General features: G+C 63.1%; 27 protein-coding genes. 10 read left to right on the forward strand and 17 right to left on the reverse strand.

The features are described 5' to 3' along the window. Window positions 1-13: 13 nt before the first annotated feature. Together CFY91_RS10280 and CFY91_RS10285 are read left to right on the forward strand one after the other, a co-directional pair. Entirely contained in the window at window positions 14-1,219 is a 1,206-nt protein-coding gene (locus tag CFY91_RS10280) for an aminotransferase class V-fold PLP-dependent enzyme (protein WP_093986274.1), read from the forward strand. Further along, window positions 1,216-1,620 (forward strand): SufE family protein, encoded by a 405-nt coding sequence (locus CFY91_RS10285; RefSeq protein ID WP_093986275.1) that lies wholly within the window; start codon window positions 1,216-1,218, stop codon window positions 1,618-1,620. Before CFY91_RS10280 ends, CFY91_RS10285 begins: the two co-directional genes overlap by 4 nt. 7 nt (window positions 1,621-1,627) lie before the next feature. Here the strand turns inward: CFY91_RS10285 and tcdA are convergent, their stop codons facing one another. Together tcdA and CFY91_RS10295 are read right to left on the reverse strand one after the other, a co-directional pair. Continuing rightward, the gene (tcdA, locus tag CFY91_RS10290) at window positions 1,628-2,434 is read right to left on the reverse strand and encodes a tRNA cyclic N6-threonylcarbamoyladenosine(37) synthase TcdA (protein ID WP_093986277.1); all 807 of its coding nucleotides are present in this window, start codon (window positions 2,432-2,434) and stop codon (window positions 1,628-1,630) included. Between the two features lie 50 nt (window positions 2,435-2,484). Continuing rightward, window positions 2,485-3,024, reverse strand: a complete 540-nt coding sequence (locus CFY91_RS10295) for an isochorismatase family protein (protein WP_093986278.1) — start codon at window positions 3,022-3,024, stop codon at window positions 2,485-2,487. 138 nt (window positions 3,025-3,162) lie between these two features. On the opposite strand from CFY91_RS10295, the gene dapE reads away from it, so the two are divergent. The 3 genes from dapE to CFY91_RS10310 are packed head-to-tail and all read left to right on the forward strand — an operon-like array spanning window position 3,163 to window position 5,524. Continuing rightward, window positions 3,163-4,305, forward strand: coding sequence for a succinyl-diaminopimelate desuccinylase (gene dapE, locus CFY91_RS10300; RefSeq protein WP_093986279.1), 1,143 nt, complete (start codon window positions 3,163-3,165; stop codon window positions 4,303-4,305). Continuing rightward, entirely contained in the window at window positions 4,299-5,105 is an 807-nt protein-coding gene (locus CFY91_RS10305; protein WP_093986280.1) for a putative RNA methyltransferase, read from the forward strand. The genes dapE and CFY91_RS10305 overlap by 7 nt, the downstream gene beginning before the upstream one ends. Before the next feature lie 50 nt (window positions 5,106-5,155). After that, a complete protein-coding gene (locus CFY91_RS10310) occupies window positions 5,156-5,524 on the forward strand; it encodes a hypothetical protein (protein ID WP_093986282.1) in 369 nt (122 codons plus the stop codon). A 9-nt stretch (window positions 5,525-5,533) separates the two neighbouring features. On the opposite strand, the gene CFY91_RS10315 is transcribed toward CFY91_RS10310, so the two are convergent. The 4 genes from CFY91_RS10315 to CFY91_RS10330 all read right to left on the reverse strand — a co-directional run bounded on the left by CFY91_RS10315 (window position 5,534) and on the right by CFY91_RS10330 (window position 12,619). Continuing rightward, window positions 5,534-6,649 (reverse strand): HD domain-containing phosphohydrolase, encoded by a 1,116-nt coding sequence (locus CFY91_RS10315; protein WP_093986284.1) that lies wholly within the window; start codon window positions 6,647-6,649, stop codon window positions 5,534-5,536. 181 nt (window positions 6,650-6,830) lie between these two features. Then, window positions 6,831-8,318, reverse strand: a complete 1,488-nt coding sequence (putP, locus tag CFY91_RS10320; RefSeq protein WP_093986285.1) for a sodium/proline symporter PutP — start codon at window positions 8,316-8,318, stop codon at window positions 6,831-6,833. A 204-nt stretch (window positions 8,319-8,522) separates the two neighbouring features. After that, window positions 8,523-11,690 carry a bifunctional proline dehydrogenase/L-glutamate gamma-semialdehyde dehydrogenase PutA gene (gene putA, locus CFY91_RS10325; RefSeq protein WP_093986286.1) on the reverse strand — a complete coding sequence of 1,056 codons (3,168 nt, stop codon included), beginning with the start codon at window positions 11,688-11,690 and terminating at the stop codon, window positions 8,523-8,525. Between the two features lie 176 nt (window positions 11,691-11,866). Next, complete coding sequence (locus CFY91_RS10330) at window positions 11,867-12,619, reverse strand: helix-turn-helix domain-containing protein (protein WP_093986287.1); 753 nt, start codon at window positions 12,617-12,619, stop codon at window positions 11,867-11,869. Window positions 12,620-12,915: 296 nt separating this feature from the next. Here CFY91_RS10330 and CFY91_RS16015 point away from each other — a divergent pair, with 296 nt between their 5' ends. From CFY91_RS16015 to CFY91_RS10350, 5 genes are all read left to right on the forward strand, one after another. Next, a complete protein-coding gene (locus CFY91_RS16015) occupies window positions 12,916-13,053 on the forward strand; it encodes a hypothetical protein (RefSeq protein ID WP_157825264.1) in 138 nt (45 codons plus the stop codon). A 33-nt stretch (window positions 13,054-13,086) separates the two neighbouring features. Beyond that, complete coding sequence (locus CFY91_RS10335) at window positions 13,087-13,488, forward strand: protease inhibitor I42 family protein (RefSeq protein ID WP_093986288.1); 402 nt, start codon at window positions 13,087-13,089, stop codon at window positions 13,486-13,488. Between the two features lie 95 nt (window positions 13,489-13,583). Then, window positions 13,584-14,327, forward strand: coding sequence for a carboxy-S-adenosyl-L-methionine synthase CmoA (gene cmoA, locus CFY91_RS10340; RefSeq protein ID WP_093986289.1), 744 nt, complete (start codon window positions 13,584-13,586; stop codon window positions 14,325-14,327). Further along, window positions 14,324-15,292 carry a tRNA 5-methoxyuridine(34)/uridine 5-oxyacetic acid(34) synthase CmoB gene (gene cmoB, locus CFY91_RS10345; protein ID WP_093986291.1) on the forward strand — a complete coding sequence of 323 codons (969 nt, stop codon included), beginning with the start codon at window positions 14,324-14,326 and terminating at the stop codon, window positions 15,290-15,292. Before cmoA ends, cmoB begins: the two co-directional genes overlap by 4 nt. A 67-nt stretch (window positions 15,293-15,359) precedes the next feature. Beyond that, window positions 15,360-16,139 carry a substrate-binding periplasmic protein gene (locus tag CFY91_RS10350; RefSeq protein ID WP_093986292.1) on the forward strand — a complete coding sequence of 260 codons (780 nt, stop codon included), beginning with the start codon at window positions 15,360-15,362 and terminating at the stop codon, window positions 16,137-16,139. A gap of 1 nt (window position 16,140) precedes the next feature. Here the strand turns inward: CFY91_RS10350 and pdxJ are convergent, their stop codons facing one another. From pdxJ to CFY91_RS10405, 11 genes are all read right to left on the reverse strand, one after another. Further along, window positions 16,141-16,887 carry a pyridoxine 5'-phosphate synthase gene (pdxJ, locus tag CFY91_RS10355; RefSeq protein ID WP_093986293.1) on the reverse strand — a complete coding sequence of 249 codons (747 nt, stop codon included), beginning with the start codon at window positions 16,885-16,887 and terminating at the stop codon, window positions 16,141-16,143. Window positions 16,888-16,911: 24 nt separating this feature from the next. After that, complete coding sequence (recO, locus tag CFY91_RS10360; protein WP_093986294.1) at window positions 16,912-17,577, reverse strand: DNA repair protein RecO; 666 nt, start codon at window positions 17,575-17,577, stop codon at window positions 16,912-16,914. Window positions 17,578-17,633: 56 nt separating this feature from the next. Beyond that, a complete protein-coding gene (gene era / locus CFY91_RS10365) occupies window positions 17,634-18,533 on the reverse strand; it encodes a GTPase Era (RefSeq protein WP_093986296.1) in 900 nt (299 codons plus the stop codon). Further along, window positions 18,526-19,221 carry a ribonuclease III gene (gene rnc / locus CFY91_RS10370; protein ID WP_093986297.1) on the reverse strand — a complete coding sequence of 232 codons (696 nt, stop codon included), beginning with the start codon at window positions 19,219-19,221 and terminating at the stop codon, window positions 18,526-18,528. Before rnc ends, era begins: the two co-directional genes overlap by 8 nt. Then, window positions 19,218-19,595, reverse strand: coding sequence for a DUF4845 domain-containing protein (locus tag CFY91_RS10375; protein WP_093986298.1), 378 nt, complete (start codon window positions 19,593-19,595; stop codon window positions 19,218-19,220). The genes rnc and CFY91_RS10375 overlap by 4 nt, the downstream gene beginning before the upstream one ends. A gap of 114 nt (window positions 19,596-19,709) precedes the next feature. Further along, on the reverse strand, window positions 19,710-20,567 hold the full coding sequence (gene lepB / locus CFY91_RS10380; protein WP_093986300.1) for a signal peptidase I: 858 nt from the start codon (window positions 20,565-20,567) through the stop codon (window positions 19,710-19,712). Between the two features lie 5 nt (window positions 20,568-20,572). Next, window positions 20,573-22,372: a translation elongation factor 4 gene (lepA, locus tag CFY91_RS10385; protein ID WP_093986322.1), complete on the reverse strand. Its 1,800-nt coding sequence runs from the start codon at window positions 22,370-22,372 to the stop codon at window positions 20,573-20,575. A gap of 271 nt (window positions 22,373-22,643) precedes the next feature. Next, window positions 22,644-24,059 (reverse strand): DegQ family serine endoprotease, encoded by a 1,416-nt coding sequence (locus CFY91_RS10390; protein WP_093986301.1) that lies wholly within the window; start codon window positions 24,057-24,059, stop codon window positions 22,644-22,646. Window positions 24,060-24,088: 29 nt separating this feature from the next. After that, entirely contained in the window at window positions 24,089-24,550 is a 462-nt protein-coding gene (locus CFY91_RS10395) for a SoxR reducing system RseC family protein (protein ID WP_093986302.1), read from the reverse strand. After that, window positions 24,543-25,502 (reverse strand): MucB/RseB C-terminal domain-containing protein, encoded by a 960-nt coding sequence (locus tag CFY91_RS10400; protein WP_093986303.1) that lies wholly within the window; start codon window positions 25,500-25,502, stop codon window positions 24,543-24,545. Before CFY91_RS10400 ends, CFY91_RS10395 begins: the two co-directional genes overlap by 8 nt. Beyond that, entirely contained in the window at window positions 25,502-26,086 is a 585-nt protein-coding gene (locus tag CFY91_RS10405; protein ID WP_093986304.1) for a sigma-E factor negative regulatory protein, read from the reverse strand. Before CFY91_RS10405 ends, CFY91_RS10400 begins: the two co-directional genes overlap by 1 nt. Window positions 26,087-26,109: the final 23 nt, after the last annotated feature.

The raw sequence follows: 26,109 nt of genomic DNA on the forward strand, positions 1-26,109 counted from the left end.
ACCGGTTCAGCCCATGTCACTCATTTCTCCCTGGCGCGCCGACTTCCCCGGCATCCTCTCCCTGCACGACGAAGGCCAGACCTATCTGGACAGCGCGGCCACGGCACAGAAACCGCAGGCCGTGCTCGACGCCCTGCGCGACTACTACAGCCGCGGCGCCGCCAATGTGCACCGTGCCCAGCACCTTCCGGCACAGCGCGCCACCCAAGCCTTCGAAGGCGTACGCGAGCAGCTGGCCGGCTGGCTGAACGCCGCCGACAGCCGGGAGATCATCTTCACGCGCAGCTGCACCGAGGCCATCAACCTGCTGGCCTACAGCCTGGACATCCCCTGGCAGGCCGGCGACGAGATCGTCATCAGCGCGCTGGAACATCACGCCAACCTGCTGCCCTGGCAGCAGCTGGCACAACGTCAGCAGTTAAGCCTGCGCATCCTGCCGCTGAGCGCCGCAGGCGAGATCGACCTGCAACAGGCCGCCGCGCTGATCGGCCCGCGCTGTCGCCTGCTCGCGGTCAGCCAACTGTCCAACGTGCTGGGCCGCTGGAACCCGCTGCCTGCACTGCTTGAGCTGGCCCGTGCACAGGGCGCGCTGACCCTGGTGGACGGTGCCCAGGGCTGCGTTCACCAGCGCCCCGACCTGGCCGCGCTGGGCTGCGATTTCTACGTTTTCTCCGCGCACAAGCTGTACAGCGCCGATGGCGTGGGTGTGCTGTACGCCCGCCAGCAGGCCGCCCGCCTGTTGCGGCCCTGGCAGTTCGGCGGCGAGATGCTCAGCCACACCGATTACCAGCAGGCCAGTTTCCTGCCGCCACCATTGGGCCTGGAGGCCGGCACCCCGCCCATCGCCGGGGTGATCGCCCTGGGCGCGGCCTTGCGCTATCTGGATGGCCTTGATGCCCAGGCCGTGGCACGCCATGAAGCCGCCCTGCACCACGCGCTGCTCGACGGCCTGCGCCAGCGTCCGGCGCTGCGCCTGCTCGGCACACCACAGTGCGCCCTGGCCAGCTTCGTCGTCGACGGCGTGCATGGCAGCGATCTGGCACACCTGCTCGCCGAACAGGGCATTGCCATCCGCCATGGCCACCACTGCGCCCAGCCGCTGTTGCACAGCCTCGGCCTGCCCGGGGCGTGCCGGGTCTCCCTCGGCCTGTACAACGATGGCGAGGATCTGGCACGGCTGTTCAGCGCCCTCGACAACGCCCTGGCACTGCTGCAATGAACCCTTTACCCGACGCCGCGCAAACCGCCCTTGAGCAATTCAGCCAGGCTGCCGGCTGGGAGCAGCGCGCCCGCCTGCTGCTCGAGTGGGGGCAGCGCCTGGCGCCGCTCAGTGACGCCGAACGCTGCACGGCCAACCAGGTGCAAGGCTGCAGCAGCCAGGTCTGGCTGGTTGCCGACGGCCCCGCCGGCGCCAGCCAGTGGCGCGCCGACAGCGACGCCCGCCTGCTGCGCGGACTGCTCGCGGTACTGCTGGCACGCATCAACACACTGCCGGTCAGCGAGCTGGCCCAGCTGGATATCGCCGACTGGTTCAACCAGCTGGGCCTGCAACGCCAGCTCACGCCCTCGCGCAGCAACGGCCTGCATGCCGTGCTGCAACACATCCTTAAGCACGCCTGACAGGCAGTTATGACGCCGTGCGTTCCGCCGGGCGACGTGCGCCGGCCAGCAGTTTTTCCACGGCCTTGGCAGTGGCAGCCATGGCGAAGGTAGCAGTCACCATCATCACCGCGCCGAAACCGCCGGCGCAGTCCAGTTTGACCCCCTCGCCGACAAACCCCTTGGCCTGACAGACCGTGCCGTCGGGCTTGGGGTAACGCAGCTGTTCGCTGGAAAACACACAGGGCACGCTGTAATGCTTGCCGGGCGTGCGCGAGAAGCCATAGTCGCGGCGCAGGGTGGAGCGCACCTTGGCAGCCAGCGGATCATTGAAGGTCTTGTTCAGGTCGACCACCTGCACGCGGGTCGGATCGATCTGCCCCCCCGCACCGCCGGTGGTGACGATGGCGATCTTGCGACGCTTGCACCAGGCAATCAGCGCCGCCTTGGCCGCCACGCTATCGATGCAGTCGATGACCATGTCCAGCTGCGGGGTAATCAGCTCGGCGAGATTGTCGCGGGTCACGAAGTCCGCCACGGCATGCACCCGGCAGGCCGGATTGATGGCGTGGATGCGCTCGGCCATGACCTCGACCTTGGCCCGCCCGACCGCGCCCTGCAGGGCGTGCACCTGGCGATTGGTGTTGGTGATGCACACGTCATCCAGGTCGAACAGCGACAGCTCACCCACGCCAGTGCGCGCCAGCGCCTCGGCCACCCAGCTGCCTACCCCGCCGATACCGACCACCGCCACGTGTGCGGCCTGCAGGCGGGCCAGGCCATCGCTTCCGTACAGCCGGGCAATTCCACCAAAACGCTGATCATCAAGGGCCATTGCGCCACCTCATCGCCAACCGGGCGCGCATTATACGTGCAGCGCCAGCCTCAACGGAGCAGTGCCAGCACGGGACGAAACGCCTCGCTGCGGCAATCACCGAGCAACTCGTAGAGGCTCATCTCCAGGCTGCTCAGCGTGGCCCCCAGCCCTTGCAGGCGGGTCAGCGCCAGCTGTTTGTTGGCGAGGCGCCGCGAGGCCATGCAGTCACTCAGCAACTCGACCTGATAACCGCGGGCCAACAGGCTGCGGGCTGTCTGGAACACACAGATGTGTGCCTCGATGCCACATAGCAGCCACTGCTGCCGGCCGCTGTCCTGCACAGCCTGCAGAACCGCCGGTTCGCCACAGGCATCAAAGCTGTATTTGCTGATCGGCTGCAGACCTGTCAGCAAATCCGCCAGCTCAGGCACGGTCGCCCCCAGCCCCTGCGGGTTCTGCTCCACCCAGACAATCGGCAGGCCCAGGCACTGTACGCTGAGGATCAGCCGCCGGCAGTTGTCCAGCAGCGCCGCGCTCTCCTCCACCGTCTGCGCCAGACGCCCCTGGATATCAATGATCAACAGCCCACAGTGTTCACGCTGCAACATAGGACACCTGCCTGGTTGGACTGCCACAGTCTAGCCCAGCGCTTGCAGCCCAGCGTGCCCGACGCTTGGCCGATACCCCTGGCCGGTACTGGCCTGCTAATATGACCGGCCTTTTTTACCTGCCCGCTGGAGCCTTGCATGCCTGCGCTGTCCCCTACCCTGGAACTGGCTTTCGAGCTGATCCGCCGCCCCTCGGTCACCCCGGCCGACGAAGGTTGTCAGGCGCTGATGTGCGAACGCCTGGCGGCAGCGGGCTTCAACATCGAGCCGATGCGCATCGAGGAAGTGGACAATTTCTGGGCCAGGCGCGGCGGCGACGGCCCGGTGCTGTGCTTTGCCGGGCACACCGACGTGGTGCCGACCGGCCCCCTGGAGGCCTGGCAATACCCGCCCTTCGAACCGCAGATCGATGCCCAGGGCATGCTGCGCGGACGCGGCGCGGCGGACATGAAAGGCAGCCTGGCGGCGATGATCACCGCCGTTGAGCGTTTTGTTGCCGACCATCCCAACCACCAGGGGGCGATTGCCTTCCTCATCACCAGCGATGAAGAAGGGCCGGCCCAGCATGGCACCCGCGCCGTGGTGGAACGCCTGCGCGCGCGCAACGAGCGGCTCGACTGGTGCATCGTCGGCGAGCCCTCGAGCACCGAGCAACTCGGCGACATCGTCAAGAACGGACGACGCGGCAGCCTCGGCGCCACGCTGACAGTGCGTGGCAAGCAGGGTCACGTCGCCTATCCGCACCTGGCCAAAAACCCCATCCACCTGGCTGCTCCGGCACTGGCAGAGCTGGCTGGCGAACACTGGGATAGCGGCAATGCCTACTTCCCTCCGACCAGCCTGCAAATCTCCAACATCCATGCCGGCACCGGCGCCACCAACGTCATCCCGGGCGAGCTGACCTGCGTATTCAACTTCCGTTTCTCCACCGAATCCACCGTGGAGAGCCTGCAACAGCGTGTCGCGGCCATTCTCGACCGCCATGGCCTGGACTGGCACATCGACTGGGCGCTGTCCGGCCTGCCCTTCCTCACCCAGCCCGGCGCACTGCTCGATGCGGTGGCGGCGAGCATCGAGGCGGTGTGCGGCATCCACACCACCCCTTCGACCAGCGGCGGTACTTCGGACGGCCGTTTCATCGCCACCCTGGGCACCCAGGTGGTCGAACTGGGTCCGCTGAATGCCACCATCCACCAGCGTGACGAACACATCCGTGCCGCCGACCTGGATGCCCTCAGCGAAATCTACTACCAGACCCTGGTACGTCTGCTCGCATGCTGATCTGTCCGCTCTGCCAGCACAGCCTGGCCTATGACGCGCAGGGAGCCTGTTGCAGTCAGGGCCACCGCTTCGACCGGGCGCGCCAGGGCTACCTCAACCTACTGCCGGTACAGCACAAGAACAGCCGCGCACCGGGCGACAACCCGGCGATGGTCGAGGCCCGCCGGCGTTTCCTGCAGGCCGGCCACTATGCCCCGCTGGCCCAGCGCCTGGCGCAACTGGCCGCCAGCCATGCGCCACGCCAGTGGCTGGATATCGGCTGCGGCGAGGGCTACTACACCAGCCAGCTGGCTGCGGCGCTGCCGGACAGTCAGGCCTACGGCCTGGACATCTCCCGCGATGCCGTACGCCAGGCCTGCAAGCGCAGCCGGAACGTCACCTGGCTGGTCGCCAGCATGGCCCGCATTCCGCTGGCCGATGCCAGCTGTGCGCTGCTGACCAGCGTGTTCAGTCCGCTCGACTGGCAGGAAGCCTATCGCCTGCTGCCCGTCGGCGGCGGACTGTTGCGCATGGGCCCCACCCGCCAGCATCTCTTTGAGCTGCGCCAGCGCCTGTACGATGAAGTACGCCCGTATGACGACGAAAAGCACCTGCAGCTGATTCCCCACGGCATGCAGCTGAGTGATACCCAGACCCTGGAATACCGCCTCGCGCTGCCGCAGGCGGAAGACCGCGCTGACTTGCTGGCCATGACCCCGCACGGCTGGCGGGCCAGTGCCGAGCGGCGCGCCGCGGTTATCGCCAGCCCCTTAGAAGTCGTGGTATCCATACGCTACGATTGGATCATCAAGACAGCCTGACGCGCCTGGCCTGCCGTGCCGAGCAAATCGCCCAGCCAGAGGAATTGCACATGCGCCAACCGGATATCGAGATCTACCTGAAAGACAGCGACCAGGACGCCGTGGCCGAATGGCTGAGCCAGGCCATCGCGCCCTGCAGCCCCTGGCAAAGCCGCGGCAAGACCCAGCAGTGCCAAGCGGGTGAAATTCCCGTGCTGTGGCTGCACAAGGCGGTCGGCAACTGGCACTGCCTGCTGCTGGAAAGTGACCGCACGCCCTGGGAAGACGACCTGGCCTGCGCACGTGCAGCCAATGCTGCGCTCGGCGTGCCAATCCGTTGCGCCCCCGGTTCCTGGGACGAGGAGGAAGCCGAGGAAGAAGGTGATCGTTGGCTACAGGTCACTACCGAAGGCGTCAGCGAGATTCTCTGGCGGACCTGAGACGCTCACTCAGCCAAAACGACTTTCCGCACACTGCTGCTGAATCTCCCGTACGGCTTCGGGATGCGCCAACAAGACTGCCACGCACGCCTCATCCAGACGCACCCCGGCTTCCTGGCGCAACAGACTGAAAGCCAACTCGTTCGGCCAGGCTTGTTTGTAGGGCCGCTCACTGGTCAAGGCATCGAACACATCGGCCACTGCAACAATGCGTGCTTCCAATGGAATAGCTCGCCCCACCAGGCCTTCCGGATATCCAGAACCATCCAGCGCCTCATGGTGGTAAAGCACGATATTGCGCAACATCTGCACCCAGCCCACGCCACCCAGGGCGAAATTGTCGAGCAACTCATCGAGCAGCTCGAGGCCAGCCCTGGGGTGCTCACGCATCAGCAAGGTTTCCAGCACATCCAGCGGCCCCGGCTTGAGCAATACACGATCCGGCGTACTCAACTTGCCCAGATCATGCAGCGGGGCAAACAGGCCGAGATGTTCGACATACTCGTCGCTCAACTGATGATCTGCTGCCAGGTGATGACCGATCAGCCAGGCATAGCGCGCCATGCGTTCGAGGTGCCCGGCACTCTCCGGATCCCTGACACGACTCACCCCGAGGGCGCTGCGCAAGGTTGCCTGCAAGGTACGCAACGTCATGCGCTCCTGGTAGACCATCAGGCTGAGCAGATGCGCCAGCATGTCCAGCTCGGCCCGCAAGGCCTCGCCGAATGCCCCGGCTTGTCGGGCATTGAAGAATATGAAGCCGAAGAAGTGTCCATTGACGCACATCGGCAGGGTATAGCTACTCAGGTAACCGGCATCCAGCAGTTGTTTAACGTGCGGTTTGCGACTGCCGGCGAGTACCCGCAAATCCTCGATCAGACGCGGACGCAGGCTGCGCGCCACGGTTAATAGCCAGGTGGTTTCCGACAAGCGCGCATGGTAGTGACCCAGTGAGTTGCTGGGCTCCTCAAGGGCCAGAAAGGTCTTCACACAATCCGTAGCTTCGTCATACAGGGCAATGGCCAATCGCTCCACCTGGGGAGCCTTGCCACGCAGCACCTGGAAAAGGCAACGCAGCTTACCCAGCAGGGCACCCTCCCCCTGCAGTCGCTCGAGCATGTCCATGACCGCTGCTCCCTGGCTGTCGACGCATGATGCGTTTCCTGAGCATAGCCGGCACGCACAAAAAAACCGGCCAGCACCCTGGGGTGTGGCCGGCGAAGCACTATCGGGTCGTACGTGGGGGTGTGCCAGAAGCACGCGGTCAGTGGGCAACGACCAACGCCCACGGGCCCGCAACTAAGACTCAGCGCGCCATCTGGCGGTCCACTTCGTCGAAGGTTGCCTGCAGCTCGGCGTCCGGCTCGGCAGTCAGCAGGCTGACTACGATGATCGCCAGGGTCGCCAGGAGGAAGCCGGGGATGATCTCGTACAGATCGAAGAGACCACCGGAAAGCTGTTTCCAGACCACCACGGTAATCCCGCCCAGCAGAATGCCAGCCAGTGCACCATGACGATTCATGCGTTTCCAGAACAGCGACAGCAGGATTGCCGGGCCAAAGGCTGCACCAAAGCCCGCCCAGGCATAGGACACCAGGCCCAGTACCGTGCTTTCCGGGTTGAGAGCGAAGTACAGCGCCAGCAAGGCGATCACTACCACCGCGGCACGACCGATCCAGATCAGCTCGTTACCATCGGCATTCTTCTTGAGAATGGCCTTGTAGAAGTCCTCGGCCAGTGCCGAAGAGCTGACCAGCAATTGCGAGTCGGCCGTCGACATGATGGCGGCCAGCACGGCGGCCATCAGGATACCGGCCACGACCGGATGGAACAGGCTGTTGACCAGCACCATGAACACCGTTTCGGCATCCTTGAGATCGGTCGGCAGGTAGGCGATCGCTACCCAGCCGATAGCCAGGGCCGCAAACAGGGTCAGTGCTGTCCAGCTCACCGCAATGCGCCGGGCAGTCGGCATGTCCTTGTCGTTGGCAATGGCTTTGAAGCGCGCCAGGATGTGCGGCTGGCCAAAGTAGCCGAGACCCCAGCCGAGCAGGGAAAGAATGGCAATCCAGCCCAGGGGCTCACCCTTCACATCGGTGAAGAAGGTCAGCAGTTCCGGGTTCTTGGCCTGCATGGCGGCATGTGCCGCATCGACACCACCCACCGCATTCAGGGCAAAGACCGGCACCAGTACCAGTGCCAGCGCCATCAGCAAGCCCTGTACCACGTCAGTCCAGGCTACGGCGAGGAAGCCACCGAACAGGGTATAGGAGACCACGGCAATGGTTCCCACCACCACGGCGATCTTGTAGTCCAAGGCAAACACCGACTCGAACAACTTGCCCGCCGCCACCAGGCCGGAGCTGGCATAGAAGAGGAAGAACAGCAGGATGAAGATCGCCGACACCACGCGCAGCGCATGGCTCTTGTCATTGAAGCGATTCTCGAAATAGGCCGGCATGGTCACCGAGTCGTTCGCCGCATGCGAATAGACGCGCAGACGGCGTGCCACAAACAGCCAGTTCAGCCAGGTACCGGTCAACAGACCGATGGCAATCCAGCTGGCCTCGAAACCGGCCACCAGCGCATAGCCAGGCAGACCGAGCAACAACCAGCCACTCATGTCCGAAGCACCAGCCGACAGCGCCGCCGTGGTCGGACCAATGGAACGGCCGCCGAGGATATAGTCGGACAGGTTGACCGTGCGCCGATAGGCGACAATGCCGATGCCCAGCATCAGCACCAGGTAGACCACGAAGGTCGCCCCGACTACGAATAAGCTCTGCTCGTTCATCTTGTTCTCTCTTGTTGTTGGGCAGCCAGGCCACCGCTGTTGTGTTGTCGACGCGTCACCCGGGGCATCGCGCCACTCCGCTGCAAGCCGCAAACCGGCCTTGTAAAAAGCTGCCTACTCCACGAGGAGCGGCTTGTTGCCACGCTGCGCTGATCACGAAAAACCTGAGCGGGCACGCAAGTTTCCGCTCAGGCCCGGCATTTCTCAATCGTTATCGTTCAGTGACAGCAGCGACGCATTGCCGCCGACCGCCGTGGTGTTGACCGAGGTGGTGCGCTCGCTGACAAAACGCATCAGGTAGTTCGGACCACCCGCCTTGGGACCGGTACCGGACAGGCCATGGCCGCCGAAGGGCTGCACACCGACCACCGCGCCGATCTGGTTGCGGTTGACGTAGAGGTTGCCCACCCGAGCCAGATGCTCGATGCGCTGCGCGGTGGCCTCGTTACGGCTGTGCACACCCATGGTCAGGCCGTAGCCGGTGCCATTGATATCCGCCACCACCTGTTCCAGCGCGCTGGCCTCATAGCGCACCAGGTGCAGGATGGGGCCGAACTGCTCTTTTTCCAGCTCGCTGATGGCGGAGATTTCAAACGCCACCGGCGCGATGAAGTGACCATTCAGGCCTTGCGGCAACCCCGCCTCGGCGAGCAGCTTGCCCTGCCCCTTGAGCGTGTCGATATGTGCCTGCAGGCCCGCCTTGGCTTCACCATCGATGACCGGCCCGACATCGTTCTCGCGCAGATGGGTGGGCCCCACACGCAGTTCGGCCATGGCACCCTTGAGCAGGTCGATGACCCGCTCGGCAATATCAGCCTGCACGTACATGACGCGCAGCGCCGAGCAGCGCTGCCCGGCGCTGGTAAAGGCCGAGGCAACGGCATCCTTGATGACCTGCTCGGGCAGCGCCGTGGAGTCGACGATCATGGCGTTCTGTCCACCGGTCTCGGCGATCAGCGTGGCAATCGCCCCGGGCTTGTCGGCCAGCTGGCGGTTGATCAGCCGGGCCACTTCGGTGGAGCCGGTAAAGCACACCCCGGCCAGTCGCGCATCACGACAGAACACCCCACCCAGGGTGGCGCCATCGCCGGGCAGCAGGGCAATCACCTCCTGCGGCAGGCCGGCTTCGAACATCAGTTCAAGGGTGCGCGCCGCAATCAGGCTGGTCTGCTCGGCCGGTTTGGCCAGCACGGTGTTGCCGGCGACCAGCGCCGCGCTGATCTGCCCGAGGAAAATCGCCAGGGGGAAGTTCCACGGACTGATGCAGGCAAACACCCCACGCCCCTCGTAGAACAGCTCGTTGCGCTCGCCGGTCGGCCCTTTCAACTCGCTGCGCTGCAACTTCTCGCGGGCCTGCTGAGCGTAGTAACGGCAGAAATCCACCGCTTCACGCACTTCGTCAATACCGTCCTGCAGGCTCTTGCCGGCCTCCAGGGTGCACAGCGCCATCAGCTCGGCGCGATTGGCCTCCAGTAGCTCAGCGAGACGCTCCAGCACGGCGGCACGCTGTTCCACCGGCGTAGCACTCCAGCGCGGCCAGGCGGCATACAGCGCATCCATGGCCTGGGCGGCCTGGTCGGCCGTAGCCCACTGCGCCGTGCCGACCAAGCGCTGCAGGTCGTAGGGACAACGCACCTCATGCGCCTGGCCAGCCAGGCTGGTGCCGTTGATGACCGGAGCGGCCTGCCACTGGCGTTGCAGTTGCACGTTGAGCGCTGCTTCCAAAGCATTCCATTCTTGCTGGATATTCATATTGAGGCCTTGCGAGTTCTTGCGCGCCGCGCCAAACAGCGCCGGTGGCAGGGGAATACGATGATTGGCCAGCCGGGTGTGCTGGCGCAGTTGGCTAACCGGGTGATCGATCAGCGAGTCGACCGGAACCCGCGGATCGACCAACTGGTGGACGAAGGACGAGTTGGCACCGTTCTCCAGCAGGCGCCGTACCAGATAGGGCAGCAGGTCCTTGTGCGCGCCCACCGGGGCATAGATCCGCACATTGCGGCCATGCTGTTCAAGCACCGTGTCATACAGGGCATCGCCCATGCCATGCAGGCGCTGGAACTCGAAGTCACGCGGCCGCGGCAAGTCGCGCGCCATGGCCAGGATACAGCTGACGGTGTGGGCGTTATGACTGGCGAACTGCGGGTAGATCACCCCGCGGGTGTGTTCGCTGAGCAGGTAGCGGGCACAAGCCAGGTAGGAGGTATCGGTAGCTTCCTTGCGGGTAAACACCGGATAGCCATCCAGGCCCTGTACCTGACACTGCTTGATCTCGCTGTCCCAGTAGGCGCCTTTGACCAGGCGCAACGGAATACGCGCCTTCAGCTCGCGGCCCAGCAACGTCAGCCAGACCAGCACCGGCAGGCAGCGTTTGGAGTACGCCTGGATGACCAGGCCGAACTCGCCCCAACCGGCAATAGCCGGATCGCGCAGCAGTTTTTCGAACAGCTCCAGCGACAGCTCCAGGCGGTCGGCTTCCTCGGCATCGATGGTGATGCCCACATCCAGGCGGCGCGCCAGGCTGGCCAGCTCGCGGACCCGCTCGAACAGTTCAGTGAGTACACGGGTCTTTTGCGCCACTTCGTAACGCGGGTGCAGTGCCGACAGCTTGATCGACACCGAAGGCCGTGGGCCGTTGCCCACCTGAGGCTCACGGCCGACCGTCTCGATGGCCTGCCGGTAGTCGGCCAGGTATTTCTCGGCATCCTCGGCGGTCAGTGCCGCTTCACCGAGCATGTCGAAGGAGTAGGTGTAGCCCTGCTCGCGGCACTTGCGGCCGTTCTTCAGCGCCTCGCTGATGCTGCGTCCCAGCACGAACTGGCCACCCATCAGCTTCATCGCCTGGTTCATCGCGGCACGGATCACCGGCTCGCCAGAACGCTGGATCAACCGGCCGATGACACTCTTGGGACGACCATCGGCGGACTGCGGGTCGACCACCTTGCCGGTCATCACCAGGCCCCAGGCCGCGAAATTGACCAGCAGGTTGTCACTCTGGCCCAGATGACGCTCCCATTCGGCGGCACTGAGCTTGTCACGGATCAGCGCATCGGCGGTGGCGCTGTCCGGTACGCGCAGCAAAGCCTCGGCCAGGCACATGAGCATGAGCCCTTCCTGGGTATCGAGGCTGTACTGGCGCAGCAAGGCGTCGAGGGTATCGACGGCATTATCCCGGTTGCGCACCTGTTCGATCAGCGCGCGGGCATCCTGGCGGATAGCCTGGATACCCTGTTCACCAGGGTCGGCGAGCTGCAGGAGCTCATTCAGATAGGCTTCCTCGTCCACGGCATAGTTACCCGTGATGACGGGGAAGAACTCGGCGGCTGTCCGGGTAAGAAAGTCGCCCTGCAAGACGTGACTGGCGGGAAACATCACGCCCCTCCTCTTGTGGAGATGGTTATTGTTCGGTCTAGCCCATTGCCGCTGAGGTACAAGTCAGGCACGCACAAGCGGACCAGCGGCGGGATAAGCGAATCTAGGGGCAGAGGGCATTGGCTTTCTTGCAGAAGGCTCTGGAGTTTTTGCAGAAAACTCCAGAATGCGCGCACTCAACCGTCGCGGCGCAGGCCCTTGGGTGTCAGGCCAAGGTAGCGACGCATGGCCGTGGTCAGGGCGCTCTGACTGGAGAAACCGCACTCCTCGGCAATGCGTACCAGCGGCAACGAACTGCTGCGCAGCAGTCGGCTGGCATGATCCAGACGCGCCTTGAGCAGGTATTGGTGCGGTGTCAGGCCCAGGCTGTCCTTGAACAGCGCATGGAAGTGACTGGGACTCAGACAGGCCTGGCTGGCCAGTTCGGCCACGCTGATGCGTCGGGCCAGGTTGTCTTGTACATAACGCTCCAACCGCTCGATATCCAGCGGCAGCGGACGCGCACTGCTGCGTGGCGCGAAGAGCCGCAGATGGAGCGCGCGCAGCAGCACGCCACCCAGCGCACGGGCCAGCAACGGATCGCTGCCATAGCGAGCCAGTTCGGCGCCGGCATAGTTGAGCAGGTTCTGGAAATCGGCATCCAGCGCAGGAAAACGCGGGGTATCGAAAAGCTGCTCGAGCAGACGCAGGTCCTCGAGCGGCGTATCACGTTCATCGAGGTCGAGAATCAGCATACGATTGTCGCCCACCCCGGCGAACTGGTGCTCGGCATCACCGGGCACCAGGCAGGCGCGCATCCGGCATACTTCGCCACCACGGCCGTTGACCTCGAACTCGGCGCGTCCGGACAGCGACAGCACCAGTTGATGGTGATCGTGGGCGTGTTCATGGGCCTGGTCGTCCAGGCGCAGCAGGCGGGCATTGAGCATGCTAGAAAACCTCGGGGTGGCAGCAAGCCGGCTTCCCTGTGACGCCAATGGCGTTCGCGGCGGCACTGCCGACAGACATACGGCAGTGCCTACAGCATGCCAGCCTGATCCATGAAAAGCGCTACGTCCAGGCGACAGGCTCGTACAGCCTGGCAACAAAGCAGCACACCCAGGCCTTTGTGCACCAAAAACACGCACAACAAGGCCCGCCTCCGGCAACGCACCCGGCCTGGCGGGCGGTTGTATCTGGCAAGGCCCTTGCATTGCCCTGAACGTCCTGTTCCGGAGGTTTCATCATGCTCAGCTCGCTTGCACATCCCCTGCCCAGCCTGGCCGGCCTGTTGGTGATTGCGCTGTACCTGCTCGGTCACTACCTGCATCCGCGCGGCCAGGCCAGCCACGCCCGGCTAGCCAGGCACTCGCGCACTGACTAAGCTGGCAGCCCAAACACCCACCAAGGAGCTGCAATGCCTGTTTTTCCGCGCCTTGCCCTGCCCAGCCTGGTGCTCGCACTGAGCGCCTGTGCCCAACAGGCTGGCACCCTGACTCTCAGCCCAGGCGAGCAGGCACGCTGCCGCACCATCGACCTGAAGGTAGGTCAGGAGCTGGTCCTCAGCCTGCCGAGCAACCCCTCCACCGGCTATCGCTGGCAGGTACTCGATGCTGCCAGCCCGCAACTCAGCAGCCTGGGCCCGGAGGTTTATCGCAACCCCGACGATGACAGCCTGATCGGTGCAGCCGGGTTGTCGACCTGGCGCTTCCGCGCCAGCCAGCCAGGCCAGGCGCGCCTGCACCTGGAGTATCTGCAGCCCTGGGACAGCAGCACGCCAGCGGCCCGGCGCTATGACTGCCCGGTGCGTGTGCGTTAAACGACAGCGCACAGGCCAGGCAGTTGCCTGTGTCTTTGAATTCGCCCGGCGGGCCACTAGAATGCCGCCCTTTGTTATCCCCCACGGGCCCGCCGATGAGCCACCTTCCTGATCGTCTGTACGCCACCCCCCAGGCACAACTGGGTGACTTCGCCTTCAACGAAGACGTGGTGCGCGTGTTCCCCGACATGATCAAGCGCTCGGTGCCGGGCTACCCGACCATCGTCGAGAATATCGGCGTGCTGGCCGCACACTTCGCCCAACCGCAGAGCATCTTGTATGACCTGGGCTGTTCGCTGGGCGCCGTGAGCCAGGCCATGCGTCGCCATGTGCGCAGCGAAGGTTGCCGGGTAGTCGCCGTGGACAATTCCGCCGCGATGATCAGCCGCTGCCAGGAGTACCTGAACGCCCAGGATGCCATGTACCAGGAACTGCTCCCCGTGCAGGTGCTGGAGGCCGACGTACTGACCATCGACTTTGCCCCTACCTCGCTGGTGGCGATGAATTTCACCCTGCAGTTCATTCCGCCGGAGCAGCGCCTGCCACTCCTTGCGCGCATCCGCCAGGCCCTGCTGCCGGGCGGTGCACTGATCCTCTCGGAAAAACTGTGCTTCGCCGACGCACAGCAACAGACGCTGCTCAACGACCTGCACATTGCCTTCAAACGCGCCAACGGCTACAGCGAACTGGAAATTGCCCAGAAGCGTAGCGCCCTGGAAAACGTCATGAAACCGGACAGTCTGGAAGTACATCGCCAGCGCTTGCTTGAGGCCGGCTTCAGCCAGGTGGTGCCGTGGTTCCAGTGCCTGAACTTTGCCTCGCTGGTCGCCCTGCCATGATCGAGCGTCTTGATCTGCAACGTTTGCGCGATCAGCTGCAGGGCAGCCCGCTGTCGAGCTGGGCAGACGGCCTGGGCGAACAGATCGCTGCCAAGCTGGCCATCGGCCACGGTGACCTGCCGCGTTGGCAGGCCGCGCTGCAACGCCTGCCCGTGCTGTCTCCAGAGCGTGTGGAGCTGAGCGAACGCTTTGCTCTGCACGGCACGCTCAGCCACGCCGACAGCGTCGCTCTGGAGGAAGGCCTGCGCGGGTTGATGCCCTGGCGCAAGGGGCCCCTGCAGTTTTTCGATTGTCTGGTCGATTGCGAATGGCGCTCGGACTGGAAATGGCAACGCGTCGCGGCCCATCTCGATCTGCGCGGCAAGCGCGTACTGGATGTCGGCTGCGGCAATGGCTACTACCTGTGGCGCATGCTCGGGGCCGGGGCCGATGCGGTGATCGGCATCGACCCCAACTGGCTGTTCCTCTGCCAGTTCCTTGCCGCCCGCCAGTACCTGGCCGAGCTGCCGGCCTGGCACCTGCCGCTGGCCCTGGAAGAACTGCCTGGCAAGCTGGAAGGCTTCGACACGGTGTTCTCCATGGGCGTGCTTTACCATCGTCGCTCGCCCATCGACCACCTACTGGAGCTCAAGGACTGCCTGCAGCGCGGCGGCCAGCTCGTCCTGGAAACCCTGGTGGTTGAAGGCGACGAACAACAGGTACTGGTTCCCGAAGACCGTTACGCCCAGATGCGCAATGTCTGGTTCCTACCTTCCGTACCCGCTCTGCAGCGCTGGCTGCGCCGCGCCGGACTGGTTGATGTGCAATGCGTGGATGTCAGCCAGACCACGGTTGCTGAGCAGCGCGCTACCGACTGGATGCGCTTTCAGTCGTTGGGCGACTTCCTCGCCCCAGACAACCCCGATCTGACCTGCGAGGGACTGCCCGCACCGCGGCGTGCGGTGCTGCTGGCACGCAAGCCCTGAGCTGGGTCAACACCGACCCAGCCGGCATTCGCTATAGTCAATTCCAGTCCGCCTGCGAGTTGCATCGATGAAGACAGCCCCCCTGCTCCTGCTCCTTGCCTGGCTGTTCTCACCGGCCAGCCAGGCCCTACAGCTGTATACCGAGGAGTATCCGCCGATCAGCTTCTCCCAGCATGGGCAAGCCGAAGGGCTCGCGGTAGACTTGGTTCGCGAGCTGCTGAAACGCCTCGACCAGCAGGCCAGCCTGCAGGTTGTACCTTGGGCTCGCGCCTACCGGATTGCCCAGACCACGGCCAATACGGCGATCTTTCCGACCATGCGCAACAGCGAGCGCGAGCCGCAGTTCAAGTGGGTAGGCCCCATCCTGCTGGCCAACGACAATTTCTACGCACTCAAAGGCTCAGGCATCAAGGTCGGCAAACGTGAAGAACTGGCGCGTTTCAAGGATATTGCTGTTCCGCGCGACTGGTTTACCTACCAGGAGTTAACCGCGGCAGGCATGCACAACCTGCTGGGTGTCACCGAACCGGTACAGATGTTCCGCCTGCTGCGCATGGGGCGAGTACCACTGATCGTGGCCGACAACCTGAGTTTTTATGCCCGCGACGAGGCGGCTGTACAAGTCGACTACCTGGGACCGGATGACGTCGAGGTGGTTTACCCCTATCGCAGCTCCTACGGCTACATTACCTTCTGGTCGGGTACCGAGGACTGGGTAGTCCGCCGTTGGCAGACCGCCCTGGATCAGATGAAAGTCGACGGCAGTTTCAGCCGGATCTACCAGCGCTGGCTACCCGGCGCCGAAGAACCCGGCCTGCGCGAACCCGGCTGGAGCGGCATTCCCTGAGCTAACGGCGCGCGGCGGCCGCCACGATCAGCGCCTTCATGTCCGCTACCGCCGCCTTGAAACCGACGAACAGCGCCTGGGCAACGATGGCATGACCAATGTTCAACTCGTTGATACCGGGAATCGCCGCGACCGCCTCGACATTGTGGTAGTGCAGGCCATGCCCGGCATTGACGATCAGGCCATGCGCCAGCCCGCACTCCACCCCCTCGCGGATACGCGCCAGCTCATGCAGCGCGGCGGCCGGTGAAGCGGCATCGGCATAGCGACCGGTATGCAGCTCGATAGCCGGCGCGCCAATGCGCGCCGCCGCCTCGATTTGCCGTGGGTCGGCATCAATGAACAATGACACCTCACAACCATGCCGCGCCAGCCGCTGTACCGCTTCGGCAATACGTGCCTCCTGGGCCAGCACATCCAGACCGCCCTCGGTGGTCAGCTCCTGGCGAGTCTCGGGTACAAAGCAGGCATGTGCCGGGCGCAGCTCCTCGGCCAGGGCCAGCATGTATTCGGTCACGCCCATTTCGAAGTTCATGCGCGTTTGCAGCATCTCGGCGAGTACCCGCACGTCACGGTCCTGGATATGCCGGCGATCCTCGCGCAGGTGCACGGTGATACCGTCGGCACCAGCCTCCTCGGCATCCAGCGCGGCCTTGACCGGGTCCGGGTAACGGGTCCCCCGGGCCTGGCGCAGGGTCGCCACATGATCGATGTTCACGCCGAGCAGGATTCGGTTGGCAGCAGTCACGACAGTCTCCATGGCAATAGCAATTCAGGGCTTGCGAAACAGTTCCCGGCTGATCAGCGGACGGCCACCCAGATGCGCCGCCAGGGCCTGGCGCATCAGTCGCTTGGCAGCGGCGAGCGCACCGGGAGTCTGCCAGTCCGCCTGGCTCATGGCCAGCAGTTCACGGCCCTGAAACAAACCGGGCTGCAGCTGGAACACCTGCTGCAAGCCGCTCTCCGGCAGCAACTGGTAGAGCCCGTCGGCCTGTACCGGCTGCCCATGGCAGTCATGATCAAGGGCAAAGGCATACCCCAGCTCATCCAGCAGCCGCCACTCAAAGCTGCGCAGCAGCGGTTGCAGCGGACTACCGGCGGCCAGCAGCGGCAAGCTCTGCTCGTACAACTCGAACAACCCGGGATGGGCATCCTCGCTGGGCAACAGGCGCATCAGCAACTCATTGAGGTAAAGGCCACTGAACAATGCATCGCCGCTCAGCAGGTTGGGCACACCCGCGGCCTCCAGACGTGCCACGCTTTTCAAGTCCGCCTGGCCGCGCAACTCCAGGCTCAACGGCACGAAAGGCCTAGCCAGGTTGCCGGACTTGCCGCGCGCACCACGCAGCACGGCGCGCAGGCGACCCTGGCGGGTGAAAAAATCCACCAGCGCACTGCTTTCCTTGTAGGGGCGACTGTGCAGAACGAAGGCACGCATGGTTTGCCTGTCTGGTTCAAGGAGCCGGGCGCCGGGAGCGCGCCAGCGGCTGGCAATCAGATGTCCAGATAACCGAGCGAACGCAAGGCGCGTTCATCATCGGACCAGCCACCCTTGACCTTGACCCACAGGTTGAGCATGACCTTGGCATCGAACAGGGTTTCCATGTCCTTGCGCGCGTCCTGGCCGATGCGCTTGATACGCTCGCCCTTGTCGCCAATGATGATTTTCTTCTGCCCCTCACGCTCGACCAGGATCAGCGCGTGAATATGCAGAATACGCCCTTCCTGCTTGAACTCTTCGATTTCCACGGTCATCTGGTACGGCAGCTCGGCACCCAGCTGGCGCATGATCTTTTCCCGTACCAGTTCCGCAGCCAGGAAACGGCTGGAACGGTCGGTGATCTGCTCTTCCGGATAAAAGTGTTCGGACTCCGGCAGGTGCTCGGCAACCAGGCGCTCGAGAGTTTCCAGGTTCTGCCCATGCAACGCGGAAATCGGTACCACCTCGGCCTGCGGTAATTGCTGCGACAGCCACTCCAGATGCGGCAGCAACTCGCGCTTGTCTTCCAGGCGATCGGCCTTGTTCACCGCCAGGATCACTGGGCAGCGCACATGCTGCACCTTGTCGAGCACCATCTGGTCCTCATCGGTCCAGCGCATACGATCCACCACGAACACCACCACATCGACGTCGCGCAGAGCGTTACTAGCGCTTTTGTTCATGTAGCGATTGAGCGCTTTCTCGTTGTTCTTGTGCAGACCGGGCGTGTCGACATACACCGCCTGCACGCCCCCCTCGGTCTTGATGCCGAGCATGTTGTGCCGGGTGGTTTGCGGCTTGCGCGAGGTAATCGCCAGTTTCTGGCCAAGGATATGGTTGAGCAGGGTCGACTTGCCCACATTGGGACGACCGACGATCGCCACGTAGCCGCAACGGCTGATTTCTTCACTCATGGCTGTTCTCCACGCCCAGGGCGCTCAGTGCGGCAGCCGCCGCTACCTGCTCGGCGATCCGCCGACTGGCGCCCTGGCCACAGGTCTTTTCATTCAGCAGGGTAATCGTGCATTCGACAAAGAAGGTCCGACAATGCGGATCACCCTGGATATCCACCACGCTGTACGCCGGCAACTCGCTGCCGCGCGATTGCAGAAACTCCTGCAGGCGGGTCTTCGGATCCTTGTTGGTATCCACCAGGGTCAGGCCTTGCAACTCACCTTCCAGCCAGTCCAGCACGCGGGCACGCGCCACATCCATGCCGGCATCCAGATAAATCGCACCGATCAACGCTTCCAGTGCATCGGCAAGAATCGATTCACGGCGAAAACCACCACTTTTCAACTCACCGGAACCCAGCCTCAGGTATTCGCCCAACTCGAAACCACGCGCCAGCACGGCCAAGGTCTCGCCCTTGACCAGGCGCGCGCGCAGGCGCGACAACTGCCCTTCACGCGCCTGCGGGAAGCGCGCGTAGAGTGCCTCGCCCGCAACGAAGTTGAGGATCGCATCCCCGAGAAACTCCAGACGCTCATTGTTGCGCCCGGCAAAGCTGCGATGCGTCAGGGCCAGCGTCAGCAGCTCGCTATCGGCAAACTGATGGCCCAGACGGCGTTGCAAACGTTCAAGAGCTTGAGCTTGGGTCACGGCAGGCGCACACGAAATTCTTTGTCAAACCGCGCCACCAGATCGAGGTTACGGATAAAGGGCTCGCGACGCTCGTACTTCAGGTGCACACGAAACTCGTTGTTCTCAATCTTGATGGTCACCGCCTCGTCCAGATTGATCCCGCGAATGCTGTTGACCTGCATGCCCTTGCTGAGGCGCGCATTGAACTCGCCGATTGTCCGCACATTGGCAGCCTTGTCGTTTTCCACCGAGGTGATGATCTCTTCCAGCGACATAAAGTCCAGGTAGTGCGGCAGCATCTTGAAGACGCCGCTGGCGATTACCGCGACCAGCGAGAGAACCAGCATCACATTGAGGAGCGACCAGCCCCCCTGGGAACGTGCCATCTGCATGTTTGACCTCGAATGAGTGATTGAAAAAAGCCAAGGCGGCGCCAACAGCATAGAACCGCTGACATCTGGCGTCCTGAACCGCCCGACAAATCCTCGCGTTGCCGCAGCAAAGACTCAGTGAATCAGCCCGACCCGCGAAAAATTGGGTAAGTTGCGCAGCTTGGGATCCGGCCAGCTCATCCAGATGGCAAAGGCCTTGCCAACGATATGGTCGTCAGGAACCATGCCGCGCAGCTGCACTGGAATGTGCGCGTCATTCCAGTAGCGGCTGTCGTTGGAGTTGTCGCGGTTGTCGCCCATCAGGAAGTAATGCCCGGCAGGCACACGCCACTCACGGCCTGGTTCCACGCGGTAGCGGCGCATTTCCTTGCGAATATGGTGCTCTACCTCGCCCAGCTGCTCAGTGAACAGACGCACGCTACCTAGGCTGCCCGGCTCGTCACCCAGGAGCATTTCACTGACCAATTGATCATTGACATACAGGCGCCGCTCACTGGTATAGCGCACAGTATCGCCCGGCAAGCCAACTACCCGCTTGATGTAGTTGATGCGCGGGTCGCTGGGATAGCGAAACACCATCACATCGCCACGTGCCGGCTGGCCAATCTCGATGATTTTGCTATCTACCACCGGCAAACGAATCCCGTAGGCAAACTTGTTGACCAATATGAAGTCGCCTATCTCCAAGGTGGGCTTCATCGACCCCGAAGGAATCTGGAACGGCTCGACCAGAAAGGAACGCAGCACCAGCACGATGGCCAACACCGGGAAGAACGACTTGCCGTACTCGACCAGCAGCGGCTCCTTGTTCAGCCGCTCAACCACGGCCTCGTCGACCTGGGCAACACCCTGCCGGTAGCTGGCCACCGCTGCCTGGCGCCGCCTGGCCAGAAACAGCAGATCGAACAGCGCCAGCAGACCGCTGACGGCAACGGCAATAACCAGCAACAGCGGGAAGTTGATCGACGACATGATACTCAGCTATCCACCTTGAGCACGGCAAGGAAGGCTTCCTGGGGAATTTCCACACTGCCTACCTGCTTCATCCTTTTCTTACCAGCCTTCTGCTTCTCCAGCAGCTTCTTCTTGCGGCTCACATCGCCGCCATAACACTTGGCCAGTACGTTCTTGCGCAGCGCCTTGACCGTGGTCCGCGCGATGATCTGCCCACCGATGGCCGCCTGAATCGCCACATCGAACATCTGCCGGGGGATCAATTCCTTCATCTTCTCGGTCAGCACGCGGCCTTTGTGGTGAGCGCGATCACGATGCACGATCAGTGCCAGGGCGTCGACCTTCTCGCCATTGATCAACACGTCCAGGCGTACCAGGCTGGCCGACTGAAAACGATCGAAGCTGTAGTCCAGCGACGCATAGCCACGACTCACCGACTTCAGGCGGTCGAAGAAGTCCAGCACCACTTCGTTCATCGGCAGGTCATAGGATACCTGTACCTGGCTGCTGAGGAACTGCATGTCACGCTGCACACCTCGCTTCTCGATACACAGGGTAATCACGTTACCCAGGTGCTCCTGCGGCACCAGGATGTTGGCACGCACGATGGGCTCGCGCATGTCGGCGATACTCGCCGGATCAGGCAGCTTGGAGGGGTTGTCGACATAGATGGTCTCACCACTCTTCAACTCGACCTCGAACACCACGGTCGGCGCGGTGGTGATCAGGTCCAGGTCGTATTCGCGCTCCAGGCGCTCCTGGATGATTTCCATGTGCAGCATACCGAGGAAACCAATGCGGAAACCGAAGCCCAGGGCATCGGAGCTTTCCGGCTCGTATTGCAGCGCCGCATCGTTGAGCGTGAGCTTCTGCAAGGCTTCGCGGAAATCCTCGAAGTCATCGGAGCTGACCGGGAAAAGTCCGGCATAGACCTGCGGTTTGACGCGCTTGAAGCCGGGCAGCATTTCCACATCCGGCGTGCTGGACAGGGTCAGTGTGTCACCCACCGGTGCGCCATGGATGTCCTTGATGCCGGCGATGATGAAGCCCACTTCACCGGCCTTGAGGTCGGCCGTCTCGGTGTGCTTGGGCGTGAACACCCCGACACTGTCGACCTGATGAACCTTGCCGGTGGACTTGACCAGTACCTTATCGCCTTTCTTGATACGCCCGTGGCGTACCCGCACCAGGGACACCACACCCAGGTAGTTATCGAACCAGGAGTCGATGATCAGCGCCTGCAGTGGTGCATCCACTTCGCCTTGCGGCGGCGGAATGACCTTGACCAGGTGCTCCAACACATCGATGACCCCCATGCCGCTCTTGGCACTGCAAGGCACGGCATCGGTGGCATCGATGCCGATGATGTGCTCAATTTCATCCTTGACCCGCTCCGGCTCGGCCTGCGGCAGGTCCATCTTGTTGAGCACCGGCATGACTTCCAGGCCCTGCTCAATCGCCGTATAGCAGTTGGCCACTGATTGCGCCTCGACGCCCTGCCCGGCATCCACGACCAGAATGGCACCTTCGCAGGCCGCCAGGGAACGGCTGACTTCATAGGTAAAGTCGACGTGCCCCGGGGTGTCGATGAAGTTCAGCTGGTAGGTCTTACCGTCCTGCGCAGGGTAATGCAGGGTCACACTGTGCGCCTTGATGGTAATTCCGCGCTCACGTTCCAGATCCATGGAGTCGAGGACTTGCGCTTCCATCTCGCGATCGGACAAGCCACCGCAGATCTGGATGAAACGATCAGCCAGTGTCGACTTGCCATGGTCGATGTGGGCAATGATGGAAAAATTACGGATATGGCTCAGGTCGCTCACGGAAACACACTCGAAAAAGACTGCAGGCTTGGGCAGATCGTTGAAAACCTTGAACAAGCAGGATTGCCCGGAGGCCGATAAAGGCAGCGGATCACGCACAGCACGCATCGGCACGCAGGCCTACCGCTCGACAAGCCAGCCAGGCCGCCAAAAAATAGCCCGGCAGTGTAACTGATCGGCGCTACAGGCGTCACGCCTGCTGGCCGGCAAGCGGCAGGCACAAAAAAGCCGAGCGCCTCACGACGCCCGGCTCCCATGGATTAGCGGCCTGCTACTCCGCCAGGCGGAAGGTAATGAAGCTGGCGCGCCCCTGGCGCAGAACACGCATGGATACCGAGCGGTTGGTCGGCAGCGCCTGGGCGATCTGGGTAAAGGTCTTCGCCGAGTCGATCGCCCGGTTGTTAAGGTGCGTGATGACATCCCCCGGACGCAGGCCAATAAGCGCTGCCGGGCCACCCTGAACCTCCTTGACCGCCACACCGAAGGGCAAGTCCAGCGCACGGCGCTGCTCTTCATTGAGCTCCACCACGGTGACCCCCATGCGATTACTGCTGCGTTCCGCACCGCCGGCCGCCGCCACTTCCTCGCCCTCTTCCGGCAATGCCCCCACCGCCAGGGTTATGCGCTTACGCTCACCCTCGCGCACCACGTCAAGGCGCACACTATCACCGGGTTTCAACGTGCCGATCAGATGTGGCAAGTCCGCTGACACCACGATCGCCTTGTCATTGACCGAGAGGATCACATCGCCTACCTGCAGCCCCCCCTTGGCTGCCGGGCCATTATCGACGACCTGAGCCACCAGGGCGCCGGCCGGCTTATCCAGACCAAAAGATTCGGCAAGGTCCTTGTTGACCTCCTGAATCATCACTCCCAGCCAGCCGCGATTGACTTTGCCATCGGCCTTGAGCTGATTGGAAACGCTCATGGCGACATCCATCGGAATAGCGAAGGACAAGCCCATGAAACCGCCCGAGCGGGTAAATATCTGCGAATTGATGCCGACCACTTCGCCCTTCAGGTTGAACAGCGGCCCCCCTGAATTACCTGGATTGATTGCCACATCGGTCTGGATGAACGGCACGTAGTTCTCGTTGGGCAGGCTGCGCCCCTTGGCAGAAACAATACCGGCGGTCACCGAATGATCGAAGCCGAAAGGCGAGCCAATGGCCAGTACCCACTCTCCCACCTTGAGCGCCTCGGAATTACCCAATTTGACCGCTGGCAGGTTCTTGCCCTTGACCTTGAGCAGGGCGACATCGGTCCGCGGGTCGGCGCCAATCAGCTTGGCTTCCAGCTCGCTGCGATCGGACAGGCGCACGATAATCTCATCGGCACCCGCCACCACATGATTATTGGTCAGCACATAACCGTCGCTGGAAATGATGAAGCCCGAGCCCAGCGATTGCGCCTCGCGCTGACGGCCGCCGGGATTGCGCGGCACCTGCGGCAGATTACGCTCGAAAAACTCACGAAACAGTGGAGGCATACCTTCCAGATCAGGGATTTGCGCAATGCCGGCTGCACGCACCGGGGCATTCTGCCGGGTACTGATATTGACTACCGCCGGGGAAACCTGCTCGACCAGCTCGGTGAAATCCGGCAGCTGGGCATTAGCCAGAAGCGCCTGACCCAGCAACAGATAGCCACCCAGAAGCATACTCACGCAGCGTTTGAGGCTAGACATCGATATACCACTCCCGTCTGTAGAACCCATCAACAATCAGCTTCAGTTTCCGCACTGGCCAGCAGCGCACGCAGCACCACAGGCTGGCGTTGTTCATCATCGGCATGTCGCTGGCAGTACGTGCGCACCGCCAGCCATACCAGCGCAGCGCCCAGCAGAGCCATGCCAATCAACCGGGGCTCCGACCATCCAAGTCCATCAGCCAACAGGGCCCCGGCAAACAAGCCGAGCAGCGGCAACAGATAGACCAGTACAGCGCTCTGCAGCAACTGCTCCTCGCGCACGCCAATCATGACCTGATCGCCCACCTGGACCGGCAAGCGACACAGCGCTCGCACATGACCACGCTCACGACCCAGCCCCAGGCTGTCGAGTACGCCCTGGCCGCAGGTAGCCTTGGCCGAACAACTGCTGCACGTGCTCTTGCGCAAGGTCTGCACCCACACTGCCCCTTGCTCCAGCGCAACAACGCGACCACGTTCTTCAATCACTGGCCTGCTCCTGCGCCTCGCGTACCGACAAGGCGATGCGTTCGGCAGTACCCAGAGGAATCTCTCCCACCACGGTCACCATCACTTCGCCACTGCGCGCCGACAGGCGCCGCGACACGGCAACGGTAGGTCCGAGCTGGCTATGCGCCTCTTCGACCGAGAGACCGCCCAGATGCTCGACAAACACCGAAAAGCGCGCCAGCCCATCGGCAAACAGCAGGCACTGCAACGGCGGGACGCCATCTCCCGGCACAGGTCGACGAATAACCCCCTGCGCACTGAAACCAGGCGGCAACCAGCCTACCTGCCAGTCATTCGTCTGAGCTGCCGACAACGCGGACACATCAGTGTCCAACGTGCGGCAATCTGCTCCTGGCTGCAGATCGGTCGACGTCGGCGCCTGCAACTGCAATGAGGTGAACTGGAAGCGCTCCAGCATCTGCCCTTGCTCATTGAGCAATACCGACTTGAGCGGCAAGGCCGTCTGTCGGTCCAGATGCAGCTCGAACGCATGGCGATGCGGATCACGCGGCAACAACCCCAGCACAACCGCATCACGCCCAGCTACCCGTGAACTGCCCAATAGGCGCAACACATACCAGTTAGCCAACTGCCCCACATCCAGCTCGCGCGCCGGCCAAACCTGCCCTTCAGCCAGAGGGCCCTGCAAATCACTGCTGAGACAGCGCGTCCGGCCATTCACACGCAATACTTCGTGCGCCGGGCCATCCAACTGCAACAAGCGCTCTCGGCGCTCACCATGCATCGTCGCCGCATGCCAGAGCTGATGACTGGAAAAACTGCCGTTACGCTCGTAGATGAATACACCCTGGTAATCGAGCTGACTGGCATCGTGCATGCGTTGCAGCCAGTCTTCTGCCGTCTCTGCCTGGGCAGGTACGGCACACAGCATCCCCAGGCCCAGGCACCAGGCTCGCCACCCTGCTGTCATCAGTTGCCCTGCATGCTGGCAGCCCGTGCATAAGGCAGCGCGCCATCAGCAGCCCCCATACCGACTTGCTGGGCATGCTGACGAAGATATTCAGGCAGCCGCTGCTGATGCCAGGCGCTCACCGATGCGCCCTGTTCAGGCGCACTGCTTGCCGCCTGCTGGCCATAAGCCGCCAGCAAGGCAGGCCCCTGCACCTGCGGCAGGTTGAAACTGGAGGGCGCTGTAGACTGCTGCGCCAGACTTTGCTGCTGCAGGCTGTCCTGATTGTACAAACGAACACCTGCCAACACCGCCACGGTGACCGAGGCAGCCACTGCAAAACGGCCCAGCGTGCGCAGCGGCTGGCGAGGGGATTTGACGACAGGCGCCTCTTCAACCGTTAGCGCCGCACTGACCGCAGCCGCCAGATCAAGACGCGGCTCGCGCAACTCGCCGTGCATTGCCGCACGCGCCAACTGATAACGCTGCCAACGCTCGCGCATCTGCGGCTCCTCACAAGCGGCCAGCACGCGACGCAGTTCCAGCTCGTCGGTTTCGTTATCCATCAGTGCGGACAGCGATTCCTGCAGGCTTTCACGACTCATGGTTGTTCCTCTCTTGGCAGCGG

Origin of the sequence: Pseudomonas fluvialis (genome assembly GCF_002234375.1) — a bacterium.
Lineage (GTDB): Bacteria > Pseudomonadota > Gammaproteobacteria > Pseudomonadales > Pseudomonadaceae > Aquipseudomonas > Aquipseudomonas fluvialis.

Excerpts from the sequence above, each read along its gene's own strand:
- CFY91_RS10280 (WP_093986274.1), top strand. The coding sequence starts at position 14 with ATGTCACTCATTTCTCCCTGGCGCGCCGACTTCCCCGGCATCCTCTCC.
- CFY91_RS10285 (WP_093986275.1), top strand. The coding sequence starts at position 1,216 with ATGAACCCTTTACCCGACGCCGCGCAAACCGCCCTTGAGCAATTCAGC.
- tcdA (WP_093986277.1), bottom strand. The coding sequence starts at position 2,434 with ATGGCCCTTGATGATCAGCGTTTTGGTGGAATTGCCCGGCTGTACGGA.
- CFY91_RS10295 (WP_093986278.1), bottom strand. The coding sequence starts at position 3,024 with ATGTTGCAGCGTGAACACTGTGGGCTGTTGATCATTGATATCCAGGGG.
- dapE (WP_093986279.1), top strand. The coding sequence starts at position 3,163 with ATGCCTGCGCTGTCCCCTACCCTGGAACTGGCTTTCGAGCTGATCCGC.
- CFY91_RS10305 (WP_093986280.1), top strand. The coding sequence starts at position 4,299 with ATGCTGATCTGTCCGCTCTGCCAGCACAGCCTGGCCTATGACGCGCAG.
- CFY91_RS10310 (WP_093986282.1), top strand. The coding sequence starts at position 5,156 with ATGCGCCAACCGGATATCGAGATCTACCTGAAAGACAGCGACCAGGAC.
- CFY91_RS10315 (WP_093986284.1), bottom strand. The coding sequence starts at position 6,649 with ATGGACATGCTCGAGCGACTGCAGGGGGAGGGTGCCCTGCTGGGTAAG.
- putP (WP_093986285.1), bottom strand. The coding sequence starts at position 8,318 with ATGAACGAGCAGAGCTTATTCGTAGTCGGGGCGACCTTCGTGGTCTAC.
- putA (WP_093986286.1), bottom strand. The coding sequence starts at position 11,690 with ATGTTTCCCGCCAGTCACGTCTTGCAGGGCGACTTTCTTACCCGGACA.
- CFY91_RS10330 (WP_093986287.1), bottom strand. The coding sequence starts at position 12,619 with ATGCTCAATGCCCGCCTGCTGCGCCTGGACGACCAGGCCCATGAACAC.
- CFY91_RS16015 (WP_157825264.1), top strand. The coding sequence starts at position 12,916 with ATGCTCAGCTCGCTTGCACATCCCCTGCCCAGCCTGGCCGGCCTGTTG.
- CFY91_RS10335 (WP_093986288.1), top strand. The coding sequence starts at position 13,087 with ATGCCTGTTTTTCCGCGCCTTGCCCTGCCCAGCCTGGTGCTCGCACTG.
- cmoA (WP_093986289.1), top strand. The coding sequence starts at position 13,584 with ATGAGCCACCTTCCTGATCGTCTGTACGCCACCCCCCAGGCACAACTG.
- cmoB (WP_093986291.1), top strand. The coding sequence starts at position 14,324 with ATGATCGAGCGTCTTGATCTGCAACGTTTGCGCGATCAGCTGCAGGGC.
- CFY91_RS10350 (WP_093986292.1), top strand. The coding sequence starts at position 15,360 with ATGAAGACAGCCCCCCTGCTCCTGCTCCTTGCCTGGCTGTTCTCACCG.
- recO (WP_093986294.1), bottom strand. The coding sequence starts at position 17,577 with ATGCGTGCCTTCGTTCTGCACAGTCGCCCCTACAAGGAAAGCAGTGCG.
- era (WP_093986296.1), bottom strand. The coding sequence starts at position 18,533 with ATGAGTGAAGAAATCAGCCGTTGCGGCTACGTGGCGATCGTCGGTCGT.
- CFY91_RS10375 (WP_093986298.1), bottom strand. The coding sequence starts at position 19,595 with ATGCAGATGGCACGTTCCCAGGGGGGCTGGTCGCTCCTCAATGTGATG.
- lepB (WP_093986300.1), bottom strand. The coding sequence starts at position 20,567 with ATGTCGTCGATCAACTTCCCGCTGTTGCTGGTTATTGCCGTTGCCGTC.
- CFY91_RS10390 (WP_093986301.1), bottom strand. The coding sequence starts at position 24,059 with ATGTCTAGCCTCAAACGCTGCGTGAGTATGCTTCTGGGTGGCTATCTG.
- CFY91_RS10400 (WP_093986303.1), bottom strand. The coding sequence starts at position 25,502 with ATGACAGCAGGGTGGCGAGCCTGGTGCCTGGGCCTGGGGATGCTGTGT.
- CFY91_RS10405 (WP_093986304.1), bottom strand. The coding sequence starts at position 26,086 with ATGAGTCGTGAAAGCCTGCAGGAATCGCTGTCCGCACTGATGGATAAC.